The 21628-nt window shown below is 32.5% G+C and carries 17 protein-coding genes and 1 pseudogene; all 18 read right to left on the bottom strand.

Annotated features, from left to right (window positions below; translation table 11 throughout):
* Positions 1 to 389, bottom strand: a pseudogene (locus tag B5D41_RS12975) (alanine dehydrogenase); the annotation flags it as partial.
* Between the two features lie 13 nt (positions 390 to 402).
* On the bottom strand, positions 403 to 1284 hold the full coding sequence (gene sdaAA / locus B5D41_RS12970; protein ID WP_078811061.1) for an L-serine ammonia-lyase, iron-sulfur-dependent, subunit alpha: 882 nt from the start codon (positions 1282 to 1284) through the stop codon (positions 403 to 405).
* Between the two features lie 13 nt (positions 1285 to 1297).
* Positions 1298 to 1969, bottom strand: a complete 672-nt coding sequence (gene sdaAB, locus B5D41_RS12965; RefSeq protein WP_078811060.1) for an L-serine ammonia-lyase, iron-sulfur-dependent subunit beta — start codon at positions 1967 to 1969, stop codon at positions 1298 to 1300.
* A 252-nt stretch (positions 1970 to 2221) separates the two neighbouring features.
* Positions 2222 to 3175 carry an aminopeptidase gene (locus B5D41_RS12960; RefSeq protein ID WP_078811059.1) on the bottom strand — a complete coding sequence of 318 codons (954 nt, stop codon included), beginning with the start codon at positions 3173 to 3175 and terminating at the stop codon, positions 2222 to 2224.
* A gap of 109 nt (positions 3176 to 3284) precedes the next feature.
* The gene (locus B5D41_RS12955) at positions 3285 to 5183 is read right to left on the bottom strand and encodes an OPT family oligopeptide transporter (RefSeq protein WP_078811058.1); all 1899 of its coding nucleotides are present in this window, start codon (positions 5181 to 5183) and stop codon (positions 3285 to 3287) included.
* A 453-nt stretch (positions 5184 to 5636) separates the two neighbouring features.
* Complete coding sequence (locus B5D41_RS12950) at positions 5637 to 6368, bottom strand: FadR/GntR family transcriptional regulator (protein ID WP_078811057.1); 732 nt, start codon at positions 6366 to 6368, stop codon at positions 5637 to 5639.
* Between the two features lie 42 nt (positions 6369 to 6410).
* Positions 6411 to 7118, bottom strand: coding sequence for a FadR/GntR family transcriptional regulator (locus B5D41_RS12945; protein ID WP_078811056.1), 708 nt, complete (start codon positions 7116 to 7118; stop codon positions 6411 to 6413).
* Positions 7119 to 7390: 272 nt separating this feature from the next.
* The gene (ldhH, locus tag B5D41_RS12940) at positions 7391 to 9529 is read right to left on the bottom strand and encodes an L-lactate dehydrogenase (quinone) large subunit LdhH (RefSeq protein WP_078811055.1); all 2139 of its coding nucleotides are present in this window, start codon (positions 9527 to 9529) and stop codon (positions 7391 to 7393) included.
* Between the two features lie 27 nt (positions 9530 to 9556).
* Positions 9557 to 10138 carry a LutC/YkgG family protein gene (locus B5D41_RS12935; protein WP_078811054.1) on the bottom strand — a complete coding sequence of 194 codons (582 nt, stop codon included), beginning with the start codon at positions 10136 to 10138 and terminating at the stop codon, positions 9557 to 9559.
* Between the two features lie 21 nt (positions 10139 to 10159).
* A complete protein-coding gene (locus B5D41_RS12930) occupies positions 10160 to 11458 on the bottom strand; it encodes a (Fe-S)-binding protein (protein ID WP_078811053.1) in 1299 nt (432 codons plus the stop codon).
* Positions 11451 to 12848 (bottom strand): FAD-binding oxidoreductase, encoded by a 1398-nt coding sequence (locus tag B5D41_RS12925; RefSeq protein ID WP_078811052.1) that lies wholly within the window; start codon positions 12846 to 12848, stop codon positions 11451 to 11453. The genes B5D41_RS12930 and B5D41_RS12925 overlap by 8 nt, the downstream gene beginning before the upstream one ends.
* A gap of 240 nt (positions 12849 to 13088) precedes the next feature.
* Positions 13089 to 14750 (bottom strand): L-lactate permease, encoded by a 1662-nt coding sequence (locus B5D41_RS12920; protein ID WP_078811051.1) that lies wholly within the window; start codon positions 14748 to 14750, stop codon positions 13089 to 13091.
* 496 nt (positions 14751 to 15246) lie between these two features.
* Complete coding sequence (locus tag B5D41_RS14170) at positions 15247 to 15420, bottom strand: hypothetical protein (RefSeq protein ID WP_159442965.1); 174 nt, start codon at positions 15418 to 15420, stop codon at positions 15247 to 15249.
* 153 nt (positions 15421 to 15573) lie between these two features.
* The gene (locus B5D41_RS12915; RefSeq protein ID WP_078811050.1) at positions 15574 to 16323 is read right to left on the bottom strand and encodes an acyl-CoA dehydratase activase; all 750 of its coding nucleotides are present in this window, start codon (positions 16321 to 16323) and stop codon (positions 15574 to 15576) included.
* A gap of 25 nt (positions 16324 to 16348) precedes the next feature.
* Positions 16349 to 17332: a 2-hydroxyacyl-CoA dehydratase family protein gene (locus B5D41_RS12910; protein ID WP_078811049.1), complete on the bottom strand. Its 984-nt coding sequence runs from the start codon at positions 17330 to 17332 to the stop codon at positions 16349 to 16351.
* A 68-nt stretch (positions 17333 to 17400) separates the two neighbouring features.
* On the bottom strand, positions 17401 to 18222 hold the full coding sequence (murI, locus tag B5D41_RS12905) for a glutamate racemase (protein WP_078811048.1): 822 nt from the start codon (positions 18220 to 18222) through the stop codon (positions 17401 to 17403).
* Between the two features lie 218 nt (positions 18223 to 18440).
* Positions 18441 to 18950 (bottom strand): GerMN domain-containing protein, encoded by a 510-nt coding sequence (locus tag B5D41_RS12900; protein WP_078811047.1) that lies wholly within the window; start codon positions 18948 to 18950, stop codon positions 18441 to 18443.
* A 27-nt stretch (positions 18951 to 18977) separates the two neighbouring features.
* Positions 18978 to 21332 (bottom strand): N-acetylmuramoyl-L-alanine amidase family protein, encoded by a 2355-nt coding sequence (locus B5D41_RS12895; RefSeq protein WP_078811046.1) that lies wholly within the window; start codon positions 21330 to 21332, stop codon positions 18978 to 18980.
* Positions 21333 to 21628: the final 296 nt, after the last annotated feature.

Here is a 21628-nt window from a genome sequence, read left to right as displayed (position 1 = left end):
AGTAAAGGTAAAGAACCATCTTCTAACTCAACTGTTTCATAAGCGATAGAAACAACATTCTTCTCCATTAAAGCATCAGTTAATTCTTCTTCTGCAGCTAAGTGGAGATAAGTATAAAGGATCTGTCCTTCTTTAAATAAATCATACTCTTTTGGTAAAGGCTCCTTAACCTTCATAATCATATCTGCTGCATCAAATACTTCTTTTGGAGTAGCTAACATCTTAGCTCCTGCTTGCTTATAATCTTTATCAGAAATCCCACTTCCAACTCCACCATTCTCTTCAATTACTACCTCATGTCCCTCATTAGTCAACGCCTCTACCCCTGCTGGAGTGATTGCAATTCTGTTTTCATTATTCTTAATTTCTGCTGGTACACCTATAATCATTTAAAACTCCTCCTTAATTTTTATTTAAAAATTCTTCTTTTATTTTACACCCTGTAGGAGTAGCTGCTAACCCCCCTAAGGAAGTCTCTCTTAATTTTTCTGGAAGTGATTCACCAACTTCTTTCATAGCTAATATTACTTCATCAGCTGGAATCAGACTTTCAATACCAGCTAATGCCATCTCTGCTGCTGTTAAAGCATTACTAGCTCCCATAGCATTTCTTTTAATACATGGCACTTCTACTAAACCTGCTACTGGATCACAGACTAAGCCTAAAATATTTTTCAATGCAATTGCAACTGCATTACTTATTTGTTGAGGACTACCATTTACAAGATAAGTAATAGCTCCTGCTGCCATTCCCGTAGCAGTACCGCATTCTGCTTGACACCCACCTTCTGCTCCAGAAACTGAAGCCTGTTTAGCAACTACTAAACCAATTCCTGAGGCAACGAATAATGCTTCAATAATCTTGTCATCATCTACTCCTCTTTCAATAGCTATTGTTAACAAAGCACCCGGAAGTATACCACAAGAACCCGCTGTCGGAACTGCTACTATTTTACCCATAGATGCATTTACTTCCGAAACAGCTAAAGCATTAGCAATAGCTTGGGGCATTAGGGAACCGGTTATAGTCTCACCTTCATTTGCTGCCTTGTCCATTAACTGAGCATTACTCCCTTCATAGCAACTAATAGAACTTAGTTCTTCTTCTAACCCCTTCTTTATTGCATCTTTCATAACAGTTAGTGCACTTTGCATCTTTTGCTTTATTTCATTACTTGAATCCGTAGACAACTCAACTTCTCTACGAATCACTACTTCTGCAATTGAAATTTGATTAGCTTTAGCCAAATTTATTAACTCACCTATTGTATCGAAATCATACACTTTTTTTACCCCCCTATGTAAGTGGATTAACTACTTTTACTAATTCTACTCCTAATATATTCTTAATCAATTCTAATATATCTACTTCTAACTTCTGATTTAATTTAATTATAGCTGTGGCTAAAGCTTCCTTATCCTGTCTTACTACCTTCATAAAAGCAATATTCAAATCATAATCATGTAAGATTCCTGAAATCTTGGCTACCATACCAGGCTTGTCTTTATGTAAAGTAATTAAGGTATGATATTCCCCTTTTAAGTCTACTTTTATACCATCTATTTCAGTGATAATTATATTACCACCACCAATAGACGAACCAATGATAGTAGTAAGTTTTCCAGTAATATCTTTAATTTCTAATTTAGCAGTGTTAGGGTGTGCTAAACCTAAATCAATAGGAGTAATCTCAAATTCTATTCCTCGTTCTTTAGCTAATTTAAATGATTCTTTAATCAAACTATCATCAGTAGATAGTCCTAATAATCCACCAATTAACGCTTTATCTGTTCCATGTCCTCGATAAGTCTTTCCAAAAGATCCATGCAAAAGTATTTTAATTTGTTTAAATTCTGTTCCAACAATTTCTCTAGCTAAATTACCAATTCTAACTGCACCAGCCGTATGAGAACTAGACGGCCCCACCATTATCGGCCCAATTGTATCAAAAGCACTCAACTTACTCATTAACCTCACCACCTAATTTAATTAATGCAAATCCTAGTTTAAATTCATTACTTTTCTGAAAACTTTTTCGACAAAATTCATCTTATTAGAATAAACCTTCTATTATATTATATGACATTTCAACAAATTGTCAAGACACTATTAAATTTTTTTAATAAAACATAGGTATAAATAGGATTTTAACCATTGTTTAACTGTAGATGGTGATTTAAAAATAGATAATGAGGTTAATTTTCAAACCCATAATCATTATTATATTACTAATTCTCCATCTTCCATTACTACTTTACCATCAACTTTTAATGTTGGACCAGTAATAATACCATCTAAATGAGACTCAACTTCTACTTTACCACCAAACGCACTATTATCACCAATAGCTACATGAACTGTACCCATTACTTTTTCATCTTCTAATACATTACCAACTAAAGTTGCTTGGTCATTTGTTCCTATACCTAATTCAGCAACATTTCTAGCTTCTTTTTCATACTGGTTTAAAATATCTTCTAACTTTTTAGCCTCCGTGCCACCTTCTACTTCTACTGCATATCCGTCTTCTATAATTAAAGTAATTGACTCTTCAATCATTCCAATACCTGACATTGCACCATCTATTACTACCTTCCCTTTAGATGTACCTTCTAAAGGAGCTATATAAGCTTCACCTGCTGGCAAATTACCAAAATCACCATCTTTATGATAAATACCAGTATCGGGTTTACCTTTTCTCGTTTCTAAAGACATCTTAATGTCAGTGCCCTTGTCTGTTGTTAAATGAGCTACTTTACCCTCATCTAATATTTTGGCTACCTTCATGCTTCTTTCTTTAATAACTTCATAATCTGCTGTTAATGTTCTCTTCATAATCTCTTCAGTAATCATCGGTAAAGTAGCCGCCCTAGTTCCAGCTTCATTAGCTCCTTTTCTCGCATTAGTATGAGATAATGATTTGGAAGTAGGCATTAAAACTACATCTACCTCTTGCATTAAATTCGCTACACTCTTTGGAGGTTCAGCCCCATGATTAGGTCTTGAAGTAATTTCAGTTAAAATTGCTTCTGCTGCCACTTTCTTGGCCATTTGAAAGAAAGCCATCCCGATTTTACGTAAAGGTTCATCAGTAATAACTAATACTGTCTCATCATCTTTAACCGCCATACAATCATTAATAACTATATCAGCTGCTTTTTCTAATTCCTTCATTAATTTTTACCCCCTATTATGTATTTTAAACGAAAATTAACCAGACTACCTTAATACAGGTAGTCTGGTATAGTATGCCCTTTATCTGACTCAATATTAAAATCATTAATTAACTTCTAGTCTCGGCACCTACAGAACTTTTCCATAATAGATATGCTAAAATACAGAAACTACCTAATGCTAAGATGTTAGCTGCACTACCTGCCCAACCGACACCAATGTCTATAGACGTATGCCATCCTTTAAGGGCTAAAGCAGCTAATAAAATACCTATCAATGCATCTCCAGCCACTAATCCAGAAGCAAATAAAATTCCACTTTCATCTTTATCAGATCTTTCTTCTTCAGACATTGACTTTCTATTTAAAGCTGCTTTGATTAATCCACCAATCATAATTGGAGTACTTAAATGAATCGGTAGATATAATCCAACTGCAAATGGTAATGAACCAATACCAAACATCTCAATAATTAAAGAAGAGAACGCTCCAGTAAATACTAAAGCCCATGGTAAATCACCTTTCATTACACCTTTAACCACCATCGCCATTAAATTAGCCTGTGGCGCTGGTAAGTCCTTAGAAGCAATACCATAAGCTTCATGTAGCATTAATACAATTCCACCAACAAAAATAGCAGAAACTAAAATACCAATTAACTCACCTAATTGCTGTTTCTTAGGGGTAGCTCCTACTAAGAATCCAGTCTTTAAGTCCTGAGAAGTGTCACCAGCTACTGCAATTGCCACACATACGATAGCTCCTACACTTAATGCAGCAACCATACCTGTTTGATCTGTCCAACCGATAGCTTTCATGATTAAACTAGTAGCCAATAATGTTGCAATTGTCATTCCTGAAGCTGGATTAGAAGAACTACCAACAATACCAACAATTCGAGAAGAAACAGTTACAAAAAAGAATCCAAATATAGCAACAAAAACAGCACCTAAAACTCCTACCGGAATTAATGGAGTAAATGCAATTGCAATAACTACTGCTAAAGCTCCTAATACTACCCACTTAATCGGTAGGTCTATATCAGTTCTAAGCTTCTCAACATCTTCTCCTAAGCCTTTAGTTAACTCTACAACTGCTGCTTTAAAAGATTCTAAGATTGTCGGTAAAGCCTTAATTAAACTAACTACACCACCTAGTGCTACACCTCCAGCACCAACATAACGAATATAATTATCCCAGACCCCCCAATAGCCTAATTCAGAAATAGGTTGACTAGCAGGGAATAATGGTTCAGTTAAACCAGCACCTACATTAGTGATTAACGGCATAAGAACAAACCAACCTAAAGTACCACCAGCTAACATTCTAACTGCAATCTTAGGTCCAATAATATATCCAACACCAAGTAAAGATGGATATAAATCAAAACCGATTGCTGAGCCTTGATAACCTGGAATAGCCCATTCTACCGACTCTTTTAAAACTTTCATTCCACCAGATAAGAATTTATAAATAGCACCAATTCCCATACCAGCAAATACATATTTAGATTTTGCTCCACCTTCCTCTCCAGCAATTAAAACCTCAGCACAAGCTGTACCCTCTGGATAAGGAAGATTTCCATGTTCCTCTACAATTAAATATTTTCTTAATGGAATCATGAATAGAACACCTAAAACTCCACCAAATAAAGCGATTAAAAACATTTTGATCATGCTTGGCTCTACTCCCAGTAAAATTAATGCTGGAATAGTAAAGATTACTCCAGCAGCTAAGGAAGTACCTGCAGAAGTAATTGTCTGCACTGTATTATTCTCTAAAATAGTACCACGATTTAATACCCCTCGTAAAATACCCATAGATATTACTGCTCCTGGTACCGAAGCACTAACCGTCATTCCTACCTTTAATCCTAAATAAGCATTAGCTGCAGCAAACACTACAGTCATTATGACTCCTAAAATTATAGAAGTTATTGTAAATTCCGACATTGATTTGTCAGCAGCGACATATGGTTTATGCTCTTGATTTGTTTCCTTTTGAGACATATTGCCCCTCCTATTTTAAATTAATTTATTGATATTAAATCCTAAACTTCATAAATAAAATTCTATAAAGCTTATGATTAATACTACTATATACTCTACTACTGACATCAATCGTTTAAAATATTTATCTATAACCTATTAAATGATTACTTCCCCTCTAATTCTCATCTTCTCTACTAATTATTATTTATTTTTCACCTCCCTTTCTGTTAATAAATTTTACTATGCCTAATTTATATTAGATTACTTACGAAAAATGTAGTAACTAACAAACTTTTCTGAAAATTACCCTACTGACATAAGTCAGCGCATATATATATTATACATGTTGTTTCAACAAAATGTCAAATAGATATTGAATTTTTTTAATAATCAATTAACTTTAATATAAAAACTACCAACATTTATTGCTGATAGTTTAATTATTGAGTTCTATTTCATATGTAAATGATTTTATACTTGATTACTTTGTTTAATAATGCGCAACATTTCTTCTTTCGCTGCTTCTAAATGGTGATACATTGCTTGTCTAGCCCCTTCAGGATTTCTTTCTCTAATCTGTTGATATACTTTTTTATGTTGTTTTAATAACATTTCTGGATTTCCTTTAATTTTATACAATTGACTTAAATGAGAACTCATAGAAGTGTATAACAAGTCGGCAATAGTCTGCATTATTTTAACCAAAACATTATTATGAGTTGCTTTAGCTACAGCAAAGTGAAACTTAAAATCAGCTTTATTTGCAAATTGATTATCTTTTACTAATTCTTCCATTGATTCTAAAGCCTCTTCCATTTCTTTTAATTCTTCTTCTGTAGCTTGACTAGCTGCCATAGCTGCATTTTCTACATCTATTATTTTGCGAATTTCTAATAATTCAAAAACATTATCTTGATCTATCATTAAAATCAAAGCTAAAGGTTCAATTAATGTTTCAGGATCTGTTTCGGTAATAAAAGTTCCTTCCCCAGGTCTACTTTCAATTAAACCTAGCATCTCTAAAACACTAAATGCTTCTCTAATTGAAGCACGACTAACATTTAATTCTTCGGCCATTACTCTTTCTGACATTAATTTATCACCAGGACTTAAAGTGCCGTCAGCAATTAATTCCCTAATCTGTTCTACAATTTGTTGATAAATACGTTTATTTTTAATCGGTTTAAACAGCTTCTCACTCATCATTTCACTCCTCTATAACTTAAAAAACTATTTCTATTATCCTTATACCAGCTTTTTTAATTCTTTTCTAGTTGTCTCTAAATGATAATACATGCTTTCTCTAGCCTGTTGTGGATTCTTACTAACTATGCTTTCATGAATCTGCTGATGTTGTTCATATAAAGTTTCATTATTATTTTCGACTTCAAATAATTTCTTTCTAGCCTCACCAATAGCCTGGATTAGCAAATCAGAAATTGTATTCATAATCCTAACAAACATTTGATTATGAGTTGCTTTAGCTATTGCAAAGTGGAACTTTACATCTGCTTGATCGCCTAATCTACCTTCACTAATAGCATCTTTCATTTCATCAAGAGCCTTTTTAATATTCTCAATATCATCTTCATTTGCTCTTTTGGCCGCTAAAGATGCACTTTCTACTTCTAATATTTTTCTAGTTTCTATTAATTCAAAAATATTATCTGTATCACTAGCTAAAATTAAAGCTAAAGGTTCTAGAACCTTTTCTTCTTTAACTTCTTTAATAAAAGTTCCTTCCCCAGGTCTACTCTCAATCAAACCTAGCATCTCTAAAACACTAAAAGCTTCTCTAATTGAAGCACGACTAACATTTAATTCTTCGGCCATTGCTCTTTCTGACATTAATTTATCACCTGGACTTAAAGTGCCATCAACTATTAATTCTCTAATCTGTTCTACTATTTGTTGATAAATACGTTTATTTTTAATCGGCTTAAAAATTGACATTCACTTTCACTCTCCTAAGTTAACTACTTATTATATAAAACCAATAATTTTAACTCTTCACTAAACTTATTTTTAATAATTTAACTATTTATATATAATTAATAGTTTGAATTCTTTATATCATTTATACTCTTCTATATTAAATTAAATAATTCCTTTTATCTCATCTAAATTATTCTCAACCAAATAAAAAGAGATTCTATTTTAAAATAGAATCTCTTTTTATGCTAAAAATCATCTATATTCTATTATTCTTAACCTTTATTAAATATTTAATCTAATTTCTCAGCTAAAATCTCTGCCGTGTGCTTAACATCGATATTGACTTCATGCTTATCTGCGCCACCTCGTAACTGCATTAAACAACCTGGACAATCCATGGCTAAAGTATCTGCTCCTGTAGCTTTTACATTATCTAACTTATCTTTCAATACTTCTTTGGAAAGATTAGGGTGTTTAAATGAATAGCTTCCCCCAAAACCACAACAAACATCAGAATCTTGCATTTCAATAAACTCTATGTTATTGCTACTTTTAAGCACTTCTCTAGGCTTTTCTTGTAAACGTAAGCTTCTCGTCAAATGACATGAGTCATGATAAGTGATTTTTCTCTTCTTAGTTTCACCTTTAACTTTATAACCTTTATCCGCTAAGAATTGAGAGAAATCTTTTACTTTAGCAGCTATCTTCTTGGCTCTTTGCTGCCAGTTTGGCTCATCAGCTAATGCTTCAGCAAATCCTTCAATTACTGCTTCTGCACAAGTTGGACAAGCTGTAATAATATGATCATAGTTACCTTCTAAAGCTTTAATATTCTGTTTGGCTAACTTCTTCATTGTCTTCATGTCACCTAAATATTTAGCTGGAACTCCACAACAAGCTTGCTCTTGTGGAAATTCAACCTTAATATTTTCTTGATTTAGTACCTTCATTAAAGAAGTACCTACTTCAGGATAAGCAAAGTCAATAGCACATCCTGCATAGAAAGCTACAGTCTCTGTAGGATTATCTACCTTTTGGTCTATCTTCTTAATTGCATCTCTAAATGCTGTATCAGCAATTTTAGGTAGACTTTTTACTTCTGTAATCTCCGAAAATGCAAGCGGTAAATGTCTAATCATATCCCCATCAGTAAATGGGCCTTGTAATTTAGATGCTAACTTTAAACCAGTATGCATTAACTTACTATTGCCTAAAATCCCTTTAATTCCTACATTAAATATAAATGGCAATCCTCTCTTTTCTGTTAACCGTCTTCTTAGTTCTAAAATCAAGTCAGGAATATTAATATTTCCCGGGCAAAACTCTGCACAACGACGACAACCAATACACATTTCCTGTACATCGTCTGATACCTCATACCCATGAAAGAAAGCTGTTAAAATTGAACCAATCCCTCCAGCATAAATATGTCCATAAACGTGTCCTCCTACTTGCTTGTAAATAGGACAAACATTTAAACAAGATGCGCATCTTAGACATCTAGCTGCTTGTTTAAATACTGGGTCACTTAACATTTCCCGGCGCCCATTATCTAATAGAACAATATGAAGTTCTTTCTGTCCTTCTTCACCTTCAACTATAGTTGGTACTTGTCCAGTAATCATTGTTATATAACTAGTTATATGCTGGGCAGTTGCACTTCTTGGTAAAGCCTTTAAAACTGCTATTGCATCCTCAAATTTAGGAATTAACTTTTCATAACCAACTACTGCTACGTGAATCGGTGGCAAAGTAGTAGTCAGGCGAGCATTACCTTCATTAGTTACTAAGGCAATTGTTCCTGTTTCGGCAATTGCTAAGTTTCCACCAGTAATTCCCATACCAGCACTTAAAAATTTCTTTCTTAATTCTTGTCTTGCCAATTCCACTTGGCCTTCTACTTCTGGAGAAACCTCATAACCTACCTCTTCAGAGAATAATCCAGCTACTTCTTCTTTCTTTAAATGGATCGCCGGCATTACCATATGCGAAGGATGACTATCCTGTAATTGCAAAATCCATTCACCTAAGTCAGTTTCACTAATATTGATACCATGCTTTTCTAAATGTTTATTTAAAAAGATCTCTTCAGTAGCCATTGATTTAGATTTTACAACAGTCTTTACATCCTTTTCTTTACACAACTTTTGAATATATTCATTAGCATCTGCCGCATCCTTTGCTCTATAAACAATAGCTCCTCTTTTTTCTGCTTCTTTTTGAAATTGATCTGCTAATTCATCTAAATGTTCAACAGCATAATCTCTTGCTTCTCTTACTTGCTTTCGTAATGCTTCAAAATCTTCATCTTCATAAGAAGCATTCCTATCCTGCACAAAACCATCGGCAAAGTTTCCTAAGGCACTTCGTAAATTATCATTATCTAAAGCTTTTTTAATATTATTAGTTAATTCTTTTTTTGCTAGCATGATTGTTTACCTCCCTAACTACCCATTTTAGTCAACAAAAATTACAACTAAACGTCCTGGACCGTGCACTCCAATAGTTAATGTGCGTTCGATATCTGCTGTTTTAGATGGTCCTGTAATAAATGCTAAATAAGGCGGTACTGCTGTTCCATATTTTTCTTTTAAAACTTCAAACGCATCTGTTAATTCTGGCACTAAATTCTTAGTCTTAACAACTGCAATATGAGTCTTTGGTAACATGGAAACTACACGTGTTTCATAGCTCTCAGCATTCTGAATTAAGGTAGAACTCTTAGCAACAGCTATATCTAATTCAGAAATTCCGATATCTGCATCTTCAACTTCTTCAGAAATATTTTCAAAATAACTATCTATACTATCTATATCAGCTATTTTTTCTTTTAACCCTAATTTAACAGTTAATTCTGATTCACATCCAACTACTTTTTTAGCGTCTAGTGTATTTACTTCTTTTTTAATACATTCTACTACTTCATCATTATTGTTAGCTCTATAAACTTGAGTAGTTAATGTTTCAGCTTTAGTAACAAAACTATTATATAATTTATCAAGATTAGTCTTCGTTATATTTTCCTCCATAACTGCCATCTACTTCACCTCCAAAATTAATTAGCCTACTTTTTCAATGTTTTTATTTTCCCGATTTGCTCTTCTTTTTTGATAAGCTTCATCTAAGAGCTGAACCGTATGCACTACTTCTTGATCTAAACCAGCTTGATTTAAACCATCACTAATATGCATTTTACAAGCACCACAACCAGTAACTAAAGTATCTGCTCCTGTTTGCTTAATATCTTCTATTTTATGTTTGTTAATATCCATTGACAAATCATAATATTTTAAATTAAATGAACCAGCTGATCCACAGCAACGGTCTGATTTCTCCATTTCTTCAAAATAAACCCCAGGGATCGCTTTTAAAATTTCTCTAGGTTGATCACTAACTCCCATTCCTCTAACTAAATGACAAGGATCATGATAGGTTGCTTTTCTACGAATAGTACCTAATTCTTCTCGATCAAACTCAATAACGTCTACTAAATACTCTGCAATATCATATACCTTATCACTAAATTTTTCTAATCCTGGACTAGCTCCTAAAATTTCTTTGAACTCTTCTTTTAATGCTAATCCACAGGAAGAACAGGCAGTAATAATTGCATCCACATCATGTTTAGCAAATTCTTCTACATTTGCTTTAGCTAATTTTTTAGCTGTCTTAGTATCACCATAAATTCTAACCGGTGTCCCACAACACTGCTGCCCCTGTGGAATAACAACTTCGATATCATTTTCGACTAAAACATTAACTACTGATTTTCCAAAATCAGGATAGATATAATTAATAGTACACCCTGTATAAAAAGCTACTCTTGCTTTTGGATTATCTACTTTTACTACTTCAGGGTATTCTTCTTTAAATGTTTTTTCAGCCAAATCAGGTATTACCCTTTTTCTATCTAAACCTACTGACACCCGTGGGTTATTACCTGGCTGTGGGCCATCATTTTTCCTAAATGCTAAGCCTTGGAAGATTGACCCTAGCTTCATACCCAATGGAAAGATAAACTCATTCTGTAATACATTGAATATTCCTTTCTTAATCATAGATAACCCTTTTTTTTGGGCTAACTCTTCTCTTGCTTTAAGCACTATCTTATCAACCTCTACTCCACAAGGACAGTTATCTACACAAGCTTTACACATTAAACATAGCTCCATAAGCTTCTCATACTTATCACTTAATTCTAATTCACCTTTAGCAACATTTTCTATTAAATGTACTTTTCCGCGAGCTACAGTAGCTTCATTATCTAACTCACTAAAGATAGGACAGACTGCTCTACAAAGGCCACATTTCATACATTTAGCAATCTCTTCTTCTATTTGCTGTAGTGCCTTACTCATCACTACCATCCCCGATCAATTTATGTGGATTTAATAATCCTTTTGGATCTAGAGAATACTTAATATTCCTTAAAGCCTGTAAACCATCTTCACCTAGCTCTTTGGCCATGAAACTAGCCTTAGCAATACCAATACCGTGCTCTCCAGACAACGTACCATCCAATTCTAAAGCTATATCAAAGATTTCTTCAACAGCTTTGTGTACCTTCTCCATTTCTTCTTTATCACGTTCATCAGTTAAAATTGTCGGATGTAAGTTACCATCCCCTGCATGACCAAAAGTACCAATCTGTAAATCATACTTCTTAGCTATCTCATTTACCCCTCTAATCATATCAGGGATATTGCTTCGAGGTACTGTAGCATCCTCTAGAATAGTCGTTGGTTTCATTCGAGCTAAAGCAGATAATGCTGAACGTCTTGCTGCCCAAATATCATCTCTTTCCTCAGCAGTCTTAGCTAATTTGACTTGTCGCGCTCCATGTTCTTCACAAATCTTAATTACTTTTTTAGCATCTCGTTCAACTACCTCTTCAATTCCGTCTACCTCAATTAAAAGAATCGCTTCTGCATCAGTAGGTAAACCAATTTCAGCAAAATCTTCTACAGTTTCAATAGTCACTTTATCCATGATTTCTAAAGTTACTGGTACTACTTTATTACTAATGATATTTGAAATTGTTTCTGCTGCACCATCCAATTCATCAAAGATTGCCATCATACTCTTATGAGTGTCTGGTTTAGGAATTAATTTTAAAATAGCCTTAGTCACAATACCCAATGTTCCTTCAGATCCAGTATATAATTTTGGTAGATCATATCCTGTTACATTCTTTACTGTCTTACCACCAACCTCAATAATTTCTCCTGTCGGCAATACTATCTCTAAGCCCATAATATAATCTTTAGTTACTCCATACTTTAATCCTCGTAGACCACCGGCACATTCAGCAATATTTCCTCCAATTGTAGAAACTTTCATACTACCTGGGTCAGGAGGATAGAATAATCCCTTTTCCTCAACAGCATTATGCACATCTACAGTAATCACTCCTGCTTCTACAGTTGCTGTTAAGTTCTCTTCATCTATTTCTAAAATTTTATTCATTCTCGTCAAAACTACTACCACACTATTTTTAACTGGAATGGTTCCGCCACATAAGTTACTTCCTGCTCCCCGAGGAATAATATTAATTCCTTCTTGATTAGCAATTTTAATAACTTTTGAAACCTCTTCTGTAGAACCTGGTTTAACTACTAATTTAGGAACTACTGGATCTACACCCGCCGTAGAATCATACGAATAACTTAATAATTCCTCTTTACTAGTTAAAACATATTCATCTCCTACTACTTCTTTAAAATCATTAATTGTCATATTATTAATCATCTTTACTACCACCTTTTATTTAAGTATTAATTAAACATTAAGAATAGGCTTCTATAAAACATTCTCGTGACCGATCATAAGTCTTCTCTACTTCTGGTGGAAAGAAGCAGACAGGTAATTCGTGAGATTATTACATCATTCTGGACTAGTGGTCTGACCACATTCATTAAAAAATATTAATTGGTTGGTAAAAGTAGATATCTACTTTTACCAACCTGATTGATATCAAACTACCTTCTATTAAAAGAGACCTGGCTGGAAGACACTAACAATGATCCAAGCTACTACTCCTGCCAGTAAACTATATAATAACGCAATAGGTAAATTTCTACGAATAACTAATCCTTCTTTACCTACAATCCCTACAGTAGCACAAGCTGCTACTACATTGTGTATACAAATCATATTTCCTGCTGCCCCACCTAAAGCCTGTAGCGAAAGAATCATAGTTCTAGAAATTCCTACTTGCGAAGCAGTAGCATATTGGAAATTACCGAACATAATATCAGAAACAGTATTACTACCAGAGATAAATGAACCTAAGACTCCTACGAATGAAGCAAATAGAATCCATAAGTTACCTGTCAAAGCTGAAGCTGCTTCAGCTAAAGCAATTAACATTGAATCTCCTCCAGTAGCAGCACCGGATTGAATCATAATCTGAACCATACCTAATGTAAAGACTAAAGCTATGGCTGCTGGAGTAACAGTGGATATTGCTTCACCCCAAGCATTTTTAACTTGCTTTCCATCCATACCATAAATCATCGGCATTAATAAAGCTACAAAGATGAATGGAAAGATTCCTGGATTATATAATGGTGTAATACCTTCACTTAAGGAAGTACCTAAAATATTATTCCATTCAATAGAATAAGCTTTTAAAATTGGAGTAAGACCAAATACTTCTAAACGACCAGCTAATAAAAGTAAGCCAATTAAGATATAAGGTAACCAAGCTTTAAAAGCAGACATCTTTGCATTAACTCCACCATCACCTGGCTCTATTTCACCAATCCACTCATCAGACCAATTCTCTCTTGGTGGCAAATCCCATTCAGTTTTAGGACTTAACCAACCTTTAGAAACTACAAGAACTACAATTGGAATAGCAATTAATGATCCTAAAAGCGAAGGTAATTCTGGTCCTACAAAGTAAGCAACCAGAGTAGAAGGTATTGTAAAGGCTAACCCGGCAAAGATTGCTAACGGCCAAATCTTTAAACCATCTTTAAAAGACCCTTTAGTTAATTTAGTCATCATAGCTACTGCAAGTAGTGGAATAAACGACCCTACAATTGCATGATTTAAAGCCGTATAAAAACCGATATTCTGTAAAAACTGCTGAAAAGTCATTGCTCCTGGTAACTGCGCTACACTTTCTAAAGAAGCAAATCCACCCCAAATTGGAATTCCTACTGCACCAAAGCTTACTGGGACACTATCTGCTATTAAAGCAATAATAGCTGACACTAATGGTGGAAATCCTAACCCTACTAATAATGGTGCAGCAACTGCAGCTGGTGTACCAAATCCAGCAGCACCTTCAAAGAAAGTAACTAAAAGCCAACCAATTAGTAATACCTGTACTCGTCTATCTCTCGTAACTCCAGTTAAACTGGCACCTATTGCACCTACGGCACCACCAGATTGTAAAATTTTCAGTATCAAAATAGCTCCAAATACAATTAATAAGATAGTTATTGTACCCATCATTCCTTTTAATGTAGAAGCAGCTACCCATCTAAAAGGCATCTTCCAAAAGATGATTCCTACTACAACTGCACTTAAGTATCCTAGCGGCATGGCCTTATTAGAAGACCACATAAATCCAACCATTAAAATTCCTACAACTAAAATAGGTATACTAGCTAATAACGCATTTAATATTAATGTTCCCATACTCTAATCATTCCTCCCCTTCTCGGTATTAATAATAGTAAATTATATCCTAGATACCTTTAGAATAATCCTACTAGCTTACCTCGCCTCCTTTAATTAAATGTATTTCTGCCTGTTACCTCATCTTTACTTGAATTAAGAATAGCTTATAGAAGTTATTCTTATAATAAATTAAATTTAAATGACATAAGCAAAAAATAAACATCTGATGGTCTGACCGCAGCTTCAAAAATTTTCATTTTCTGATATTTTTAATTAAGAATAAAAACTATACTATAATAACACCTGATGGTCTGACCGCTTCGATTAAATTCATTATACTAAATTGTCAGAATAATGTCAAGAATTTGAATTAAGTATATTTTTTCACAAAATAAATGGTTACTTCGACATAATTAGCATTAAAACCAAAAATATAACTTATAAGTTATATTTGCTATTTAAAATATCAAGTTTATAATTTTCTGAAATTTATAATTAAAAATAACTCATATAGTTAACTTACATTATATTCTTTGCTTTTTAACTGCCAAAAATCAATCTTCTTACGCATAAGTTCTCGTGAATCTAATATTTTTTTAGACATCTTATCAACTTTTGCTTCACAATTTTTACAAGTATTTTGAAAAGTATTTTCATCTATTTCTCGATCACAAATAATACAAAACATAATTTTACCTCCTTATTTATATCTTTATAATTCTGAAATTGAAGGTATTCTAAATAAAGCTAATCTATCAATTATCAGATGGTCTGACCATTAACTTAAATATAATTATACTAAATTCCCAAAATAATGTCAAGATGTAATCATTCTCAACAATTAATTATATAAAGCACAACCAAGTGCCCCATTAAATTGAGGGCTATCTGGTATTATTACTTCTGCTGATAATTCATTTTCAATAATTCTTTTAATAGCTTGATTATGAGCTACTCCTCCTGTAAAAATGATTCTCTTACTTTTGAATTTCATGAGTAGTGGTTTAATTCTTTTAAAAATACTATAATTAACTCCAGCTGCTAATTCCACAGTAGAATGACCTTCTAAAATCTTACCAATCAACTCTGATTCTCCAAAGATAGCACAAGTAGAATTAATCTCAACTGGTTTTTCATAATTTTGACTTAATTCATCTAGCTTTATTCCTAAAATTTCAGCCATATTTTCTAAATATCGTCCAGAACTAGCTGCACATTTATCATTAGTTTGAAAATCCATCATTTGTCCATTCTGCACCTTAATAATTTTACTATCTTGTCCACCTAAATCTAATAGAGTAAAAGTTTCATAATCAGTCTGAAACAATGCTCCTATCATATGTGCTTTAAGTTCTGGAATCTGTTTAGCTCCCTTAATTTTAATAGTATTTCTACCATACCCAGTAGAAACTACAGACTCTATTTTAGAAATGCCTAATTTTTCAAAATCGATAACCATTTCCCCTGATATCTTTGTGCCATATTGACGATAGAATTCTATGGTGTCATATTTATGAAATTCTAATATTTCTTTATCATTTACTAGTGCTATTTTCACATTTCGACTTCCTAAATCTATTCCGCAATTCATATAAACACCTCATTAATAGTCTGTTTTAGCTCTTTAACATTTCAATAAAACTATCCAAACGCATCTTACTTCTAGCATCTAAATCCCCCGGTTTATCTCCTTCTAAAGTGAGTAAAGGGATATCTAATCTTTCTCTAAAAACTAAATCATCAATTTGTCTAAAACAAAAACTTTGGGTATAATGTATAATTCCATCTAAATCCCTTTTTTCTATTTCTGTCTTAATATCTTCCAATCTAGCAAACACATTATATGGATAAGTATATTTAAGATACTGTTCAACTAAATTATCAGTTTGATACGGCATGCTAAATTGTCGTTGAATTTCATTAAATACTACTCTTGCATTCTGAGTCTCAATATAATCATAAAGATCATCAATAATTGGTGGTACCCCAATATATCCTAATCTTATCTCTTCAGTAAACGGTTCACGTTCCTCTACTTTTTGTAAAAACTCCATCACTTCTTTCTCATATTCATCAATATCCCCTTTAAAATCACTACAATTAACTAAAAATAAGTGATTTTCAAATCCAGTCACCTTATTTTCCGCCCAGGTAAGATAATCTATTTTATGCACCTTATCTCTAACTTCATCCAATCTACCTTTAGTTTCTAACACTTCTTTCTCACTAACTTTAAAATGTTCTATTAATTTTTTAATCTGTAATTCAAGTAATTCACGATCTTGATTGTAAGAATAGCCAAATGGAACTGTTTTTACCCCCTGCATCTCTAAAGTTTCCATTAAAGCATGAGTATTTGTACAGTCCCCTTGAGTTACTGCAATTATTTTATTAAGATCATTAGTCTCTAAAACTGTAGAATATAGTCCTTTAATCCAACCACAAATATTCCGAGGGTAACCTGCATATTCAGCTTCTTCTACTAATCGTTGACTTTCATTACTAGTAATAAATATATTATTTAAATCCACTGGAATATCTCCAGCAGCATAGATGATTTCTACTGGTATAGTAGTAGTCAAACCGACTTTTTCATTCATAATCCTTTCTCCTTCCCCAATTCTTCCTTCTCCAACATCAAATTTTCTAATTTATAGTTTAAGATTAATTATTCATCAAAGATATCTAGTTTTTTAAATTCTAACTCTCTTAGTTCTAAAAATTCTTTGCCAACTTTTACAAAATCATACGATATATTTTCCAGATTACTCACATAAAACTCTCTCTTACCTAGTTGAGGCTGTTTATTTAATAACCCGTGTTTTGATAGAATTTCTCTAGCTTGAATAGCTATCTCTTTGCCAGGATAAATTAAACTAACCTCTGGTCCCATGACTTTTTGAATTATTTTGTTTAAATAAGGAAAATGAGTACAACCTAATAATAAAGTATCTACTCCTTCGGCCCGCAGAGGAGCTAAATACTCTTGAACTACCTCTTCAACTTCTGAACCTATAACCTTGCCTTTCTCTACTAAAGTAACAAACTCTGGACATGCTTTAGCAAATATTTCAACTTTAGTAGATAATTCTCTAATTTCTCGATGATAAGCCCGGCTACCAATTGTACCTTTAGTTGCTATTACTCCAAGCTTCTGATTATTAGTCTCTTTAACAGCCGCTTTAGCTCCAGGTTTAACAGGACCGATAATCGGTATTTCAAACTTCTCTTTTGCTAACTTTAAAGCAGCAGCTGTTGCTGTATTACATGCAATAATAACTAATTTAACATTAATTACATCTATTAAATAATCTATAATTTTGAATGCAAATGAGCGAACTTGTTCTTGAGCACGGGGGCCATAAGGTAAATGTAGAGTATCTCCAAAATGAATAACATTCTCATGTGGGAATTCTTCCATTACCTCTTTAGTAACCGTTAAGCCACCAACCCCGGAGTCAAATAGCGCAATTGGATTACTTGATTTCATTCTTTCACCTTCCCAAATTCTTTTTATTCTCATAAACACAAAGTATAATCTAATTTTTTAACTAAATCCCAGGGTAGATATATCCTTAATTAAATATTTGCTTTTATTAAATTAGTATTCTACTATTAAATATTAATATTACCATCTTATATTAATTATCAATTTTAAATTAAACTTACCTAAATAAAAGTGAGACAATTGTCTCACTTTTAACATCACTATTCTATAATTATTTTTTCGTTAGCACTTATTGGTTCTACTAACCCCATGTGACCTGCTAAACTCTTAACCTCTTCTCCTTCAATTAAAAATAAAACTTGATTAATTTCTGGAAATTGAGTCATAGTATTTACAATAGAATAAATAGTCATCATTTCACCTGTACTTCCACCCCAATGGTTTTCTTTAAGCTTAGAATTAAAATTTAATACTAATGTTCTTTCTTTTAATTTTAAATCAATTAATTGAGTACCATCAGGAATCGTCCTTACTAATTCTTCATTCGTTGGACCATTTATCAATTCTTGAACAGTATTTTTATATAATTTATCAGTAGTAACTTTTCTTACTTCTGCTTTTAAATTTTGTCCTTGATTAAAACTAAAATATAATTTTACTTTCTTTGTTTCAATTTTAGAAGGAGTAAACATGATTAAATATAGCAAACCTAAAATTAAAACTACTCCCCCGATAAATAAATAATTTATCTTTTTATTCTTTTTAGTCATTCTCCTTACCCTCCTTAGCTGACTCGTTTACCTATTAAAATAGGCAACTATTCCTTCATATAAACCTGCAGCTGCCTTTTGTCTAAGGTTCGGGTCAGCCAATAATTGCTCTTCTTCTTCATTAGTAATAAAAGCAATTTCACTTAAAATAGAAGGCATAGTTGTCTTTTCTAAGACATAAAGTCTTTCGAATTTAACACCTCGATCGATTAATCCAATCTTCTCCTGAAGCGAACTCTGCATAATCTTAGCTAATATCAAGGTGTCACCATAACTACCAGGGTAAATATAAGTTTCTGTCCCAGAGGCATCTTCTCCTTTATGAGCATTAGAATGAATGCTAACAAAAATGTCACACCCTAATTCATTAGCCATATCTGCCCTTGACCACAGTGTAATATATTCATCATTTGTTCTAGTCATCTTTACTTTAGCCCCAGCTTTCCTTAATAAAGCAGTCAAGCGTTTAGCAATATCTAAATTCACTTTCTTCTCCATTATTCCACTAGGACCAATTGCTCCTGGATCTGCCCCTCCATGACCAGCATCAATGACGATCATTCTACCAGATAAAGATAAATCTCGATTAGGTATCCTGAGTTTAAGTTTTATTTGAGCACTCTGGTCTTTAGAAATTAGATCATAATTTATAGGATACGGCAATTCAAAAACAACTCTTGACATTAGAGGATCTCGAGAAAATTGACTTACTCTTACGTCCTTAATTATTCCTTGAGGTTTAGCTATCTGGTCAGGATCTAAATTGTCAACAGCTCCTGGTATATCAATAACTAAACGATTAGGATACTTAAACTTCCTAATTTTATAATCAGATTTAGTATTTAAATTAATTTGTAAATTAATTCGATTTTTTTTCTTAAAAATGTTAACTTCCTCTAAATACTTTTCATAAGATTTATCTGTAGACGGATGATTATCTTTTGATGTCTTGCCTTTATCAGATTTATCATCTGATTTATCTATTTGTGAATCATTGTTGAGATTATCTAATTTAACAATTATACTATAATTATTATTAGCATCATCTTGAATAGATTCTAGTTCATAATTAACTAATTTCTTTAAATCAACTACCACTCTAGACATCTTTTTATTAAATTGTGCTATCCTAATTTCCTCTACAGAATCATTCCCAACTCTTAAACTTTCACTAACTTTACGAAAAACAGTATTCGGTAAATCTAGTACCAATCTACTTCCTTTCTTTAAAGGAACTGATTTAACAGAAACTGGCTTACTAACTTTAATCTCTACATTGTTCACCTGCTTATCATATTTAACACCAAATAATTCAGCAGTATCATTTGGATTCAAAATTAACTTATTAGGATTTTTAGGATCATTATATGTATTAAACTTTACCCGCTTCTTTAGTTGAAAATTAATTTTAACCGCTGTAGAACCACCTCTGTTAATTTGGTTCAACTTTACTTTCTTAATAGATTCATTATCCTCTATTTCTATTGAATCTTTCACCACATCTAATAAAGTATTGGAGAATTCAACAATTAATTCATTATCTTCTTTTTTATATTTAGTTTGATAATCACTTAATTTTTTGTTAGACAAAATAGCAAATGTCTTTCTCTCATTATTATACCTAAAACCAATAATTCGTGGATTAATCTTAAGTTTAAGCTGATAATCATCACCAACTTTAACTACATCAGTATTATAGCTTAAAGGTTGATATAGATCCAATACAATTCTGACAATACCTGCTTTAAACTGACCACTTCTAATTTGAAAAATTAAACCATTATTGACAGCTATTTCATCAATTTCTTTAGTTAACTCTGAATTAAAAATGTCAATAAATAATCGTTCTGGCGCAGGTAAAGATTTTGTTTTATAATGAGGTTTTTTATTGGTTGTAATTACAATTTCTTCACCAAAATCTGTCTCATTATATGTAATATCCTTCACTTTTAAAATCGGTTTAAAAAACTCTAATTCATTATCAGTAAAATTCATCTGATAACCTAAAATTTCTGCTACGAAGTCAGCTGGAATCAATGCTTGACCATCCACTAATTTAACTTTAGTACTTAATTCTTTAATTTCATCACCAAACTGTACTTGTCTTTCCCCAACCCTTAACTTAATTATTCTATCATCTAATTTTATGTTAACACTCTTAATTATATTTATCCATTCAACTTCTAAAGCAAATTGTTGATCTAATACCTTCACAGGAATCAATAAAGTATCATTAACCTTTTGCACATTTAAAGCTTGATCAACAACTTGTCCATTAATTGATAATCTAACCTTCATATTCATAGCCGAAATAGGTAACACGTAAGAAAACAAAATAATACAAATTAGTAATACTAATATAGAGTTTCGTTTAGGAATCATCTACTTGCCTCCTAAGCATAAAATTAAGGTTACGTTTACTTATTCTACTTCAATTACTAATTTTCCTGGTTTAAAAATTAAATTCCGACAATAAAAAGAAAAGATTGTGCGTTACGCACAATCTCATTATTATTTAATGAAAATTTATTTATAGTAATAAACAGCCAAAATATTACATTTGTAATTTTCTGAATTTTTATCCATAATTAAATGTGAGTATATTCTTCTTGTTTCTTTCTTAACTGACGAAAATTAATTTGCTTTTTTGATTTCAACATCTCTTGTGATAATTTATT

It is taken from the genome of Selenihalanaerobacter shriftii (assembly GCF_900167185.1).
Classification (GTDB): Bacteria; Bacillota; Halanaerobiia; order Halobacteroidales; family Acetohalobiaceae; genus Selenihalanaerobacter; species Selenihalanaerobacter shriftii.
The sequence above is the reverse complement of the archived record's forward strand: the minus strand, read 5'-3'. Positions and strand labels throughout refer to the sequence as shown.

Bases quoted from the DNA above. Each gene is read 5' to 3' on its own strand.
- sdaAB (WP_078811060.1), bottom strand. From the start codon at position 1,969: ATGAGTAAGTTGAGTGCTTTTGATACAATTGGGCCGATAATGGTGGGG.
- B5D41_RS12960 (WP_078811059.1), bottom strand. From the start codon at position 3,175: ATGAAGGAATTAGAAAAAGCAGCTGATATAGTTATTAATGATTGTATG.
- B5D41_RS12955 (WP_078811058.1), bottom strand. From the start codon at position 5,183: ATGTCTCAAAAGGAAACAAATCAAGAGCATAAACCATATGTCGCTGCT.
- B5D41_RS12950 (WP_078811057.1), bottom strand. From the start codon at position 6,368: ATGAGTGAGAAGCTGTTTAAACCGATTAAAAATAAACGTATTTATCAA.
- B5D41_RS12945 (WP_078811056.1), bottom strand. From the start codon at position 7,118: ATGTCAATTTTTAAGCCGATTAAAAATAAACGTATTTATCAACAAATA.
- ldhH (WP_078811055.1), bottom strand. From the start codon at position 9,529: ATGCTAGCAAAAAAAGAATTAACTAATAATATTAAAAAAGCTTTAGAT.
- B5D41_RS12935 (WP_078811054.1), bottom strand. From the start codon at position 10,138: ATGGCAGTTATGGAGGAAAATATAACGAAGACTAATCTTGATAAATTA.
- B5D41_RS12930 (WP_078811053.1), bottom strand. From the start codon at position 11,458: ATGAGTAAGGCACTACAGCAAATAGAAGAAGAGATTGCTAAATGTATG.
- B5D41_RS12925 (WP_078811052.1), bottom strand. From the start codon at position 12,848: ATGATTAATAATATGACAATTAATGATTTTAAAGAAGTAGTAGGAGAT.
- B5D41_RS12920 (WP_078811051.1), bottom strand. From the start codon at position 14,750: ATGGGAACATTAATATTAAATGCGTTATTAGCTAGTATACCTATTTTA.
- B5D41_RS14170 (WP_159442965.1), bottom strand. From the start codon at position 15,420: ATGTTTTGTATTATTTGTGATCGAGAAATAGATGAAAATACTTTTCAA.
- B5D41_RS12915 (WP_078811050.1), bottom strand. From the start codon at position 16,323: ATGAATTGCGGAATAGATTTAGGAAGTCGAAATGTGAAAATAGCACTA.
- B5D41_RS12910 (WP_078811049.1), bottom strand. From the start codon at position 17,332: ATGAATGAAAAAGTCGGTTTGACTACTACTATACCAGTAGAAATCATC.
- murI (WP_078811048.1), bottom strand. From the start codon at position 18,222: ATGAAATCAAGTAATCCAATTGCGCTATTTGACTCCGGGGTTGGTGGC.
- B5D41_RS12900 (WP_078811047.1), bottom strand. From the start codon at position 18,950: ATGACTAAAAAGAATAAAAAGATAAATTATTTATTTATCGGGGGAGTA.
- B5D41_RS12895 (WP_078811046.1), bottom strand. From the start codon at position 21,332: ATGATTCCTAAACGAAACTCTATATTAGTATTACTAATTTGTATTATT.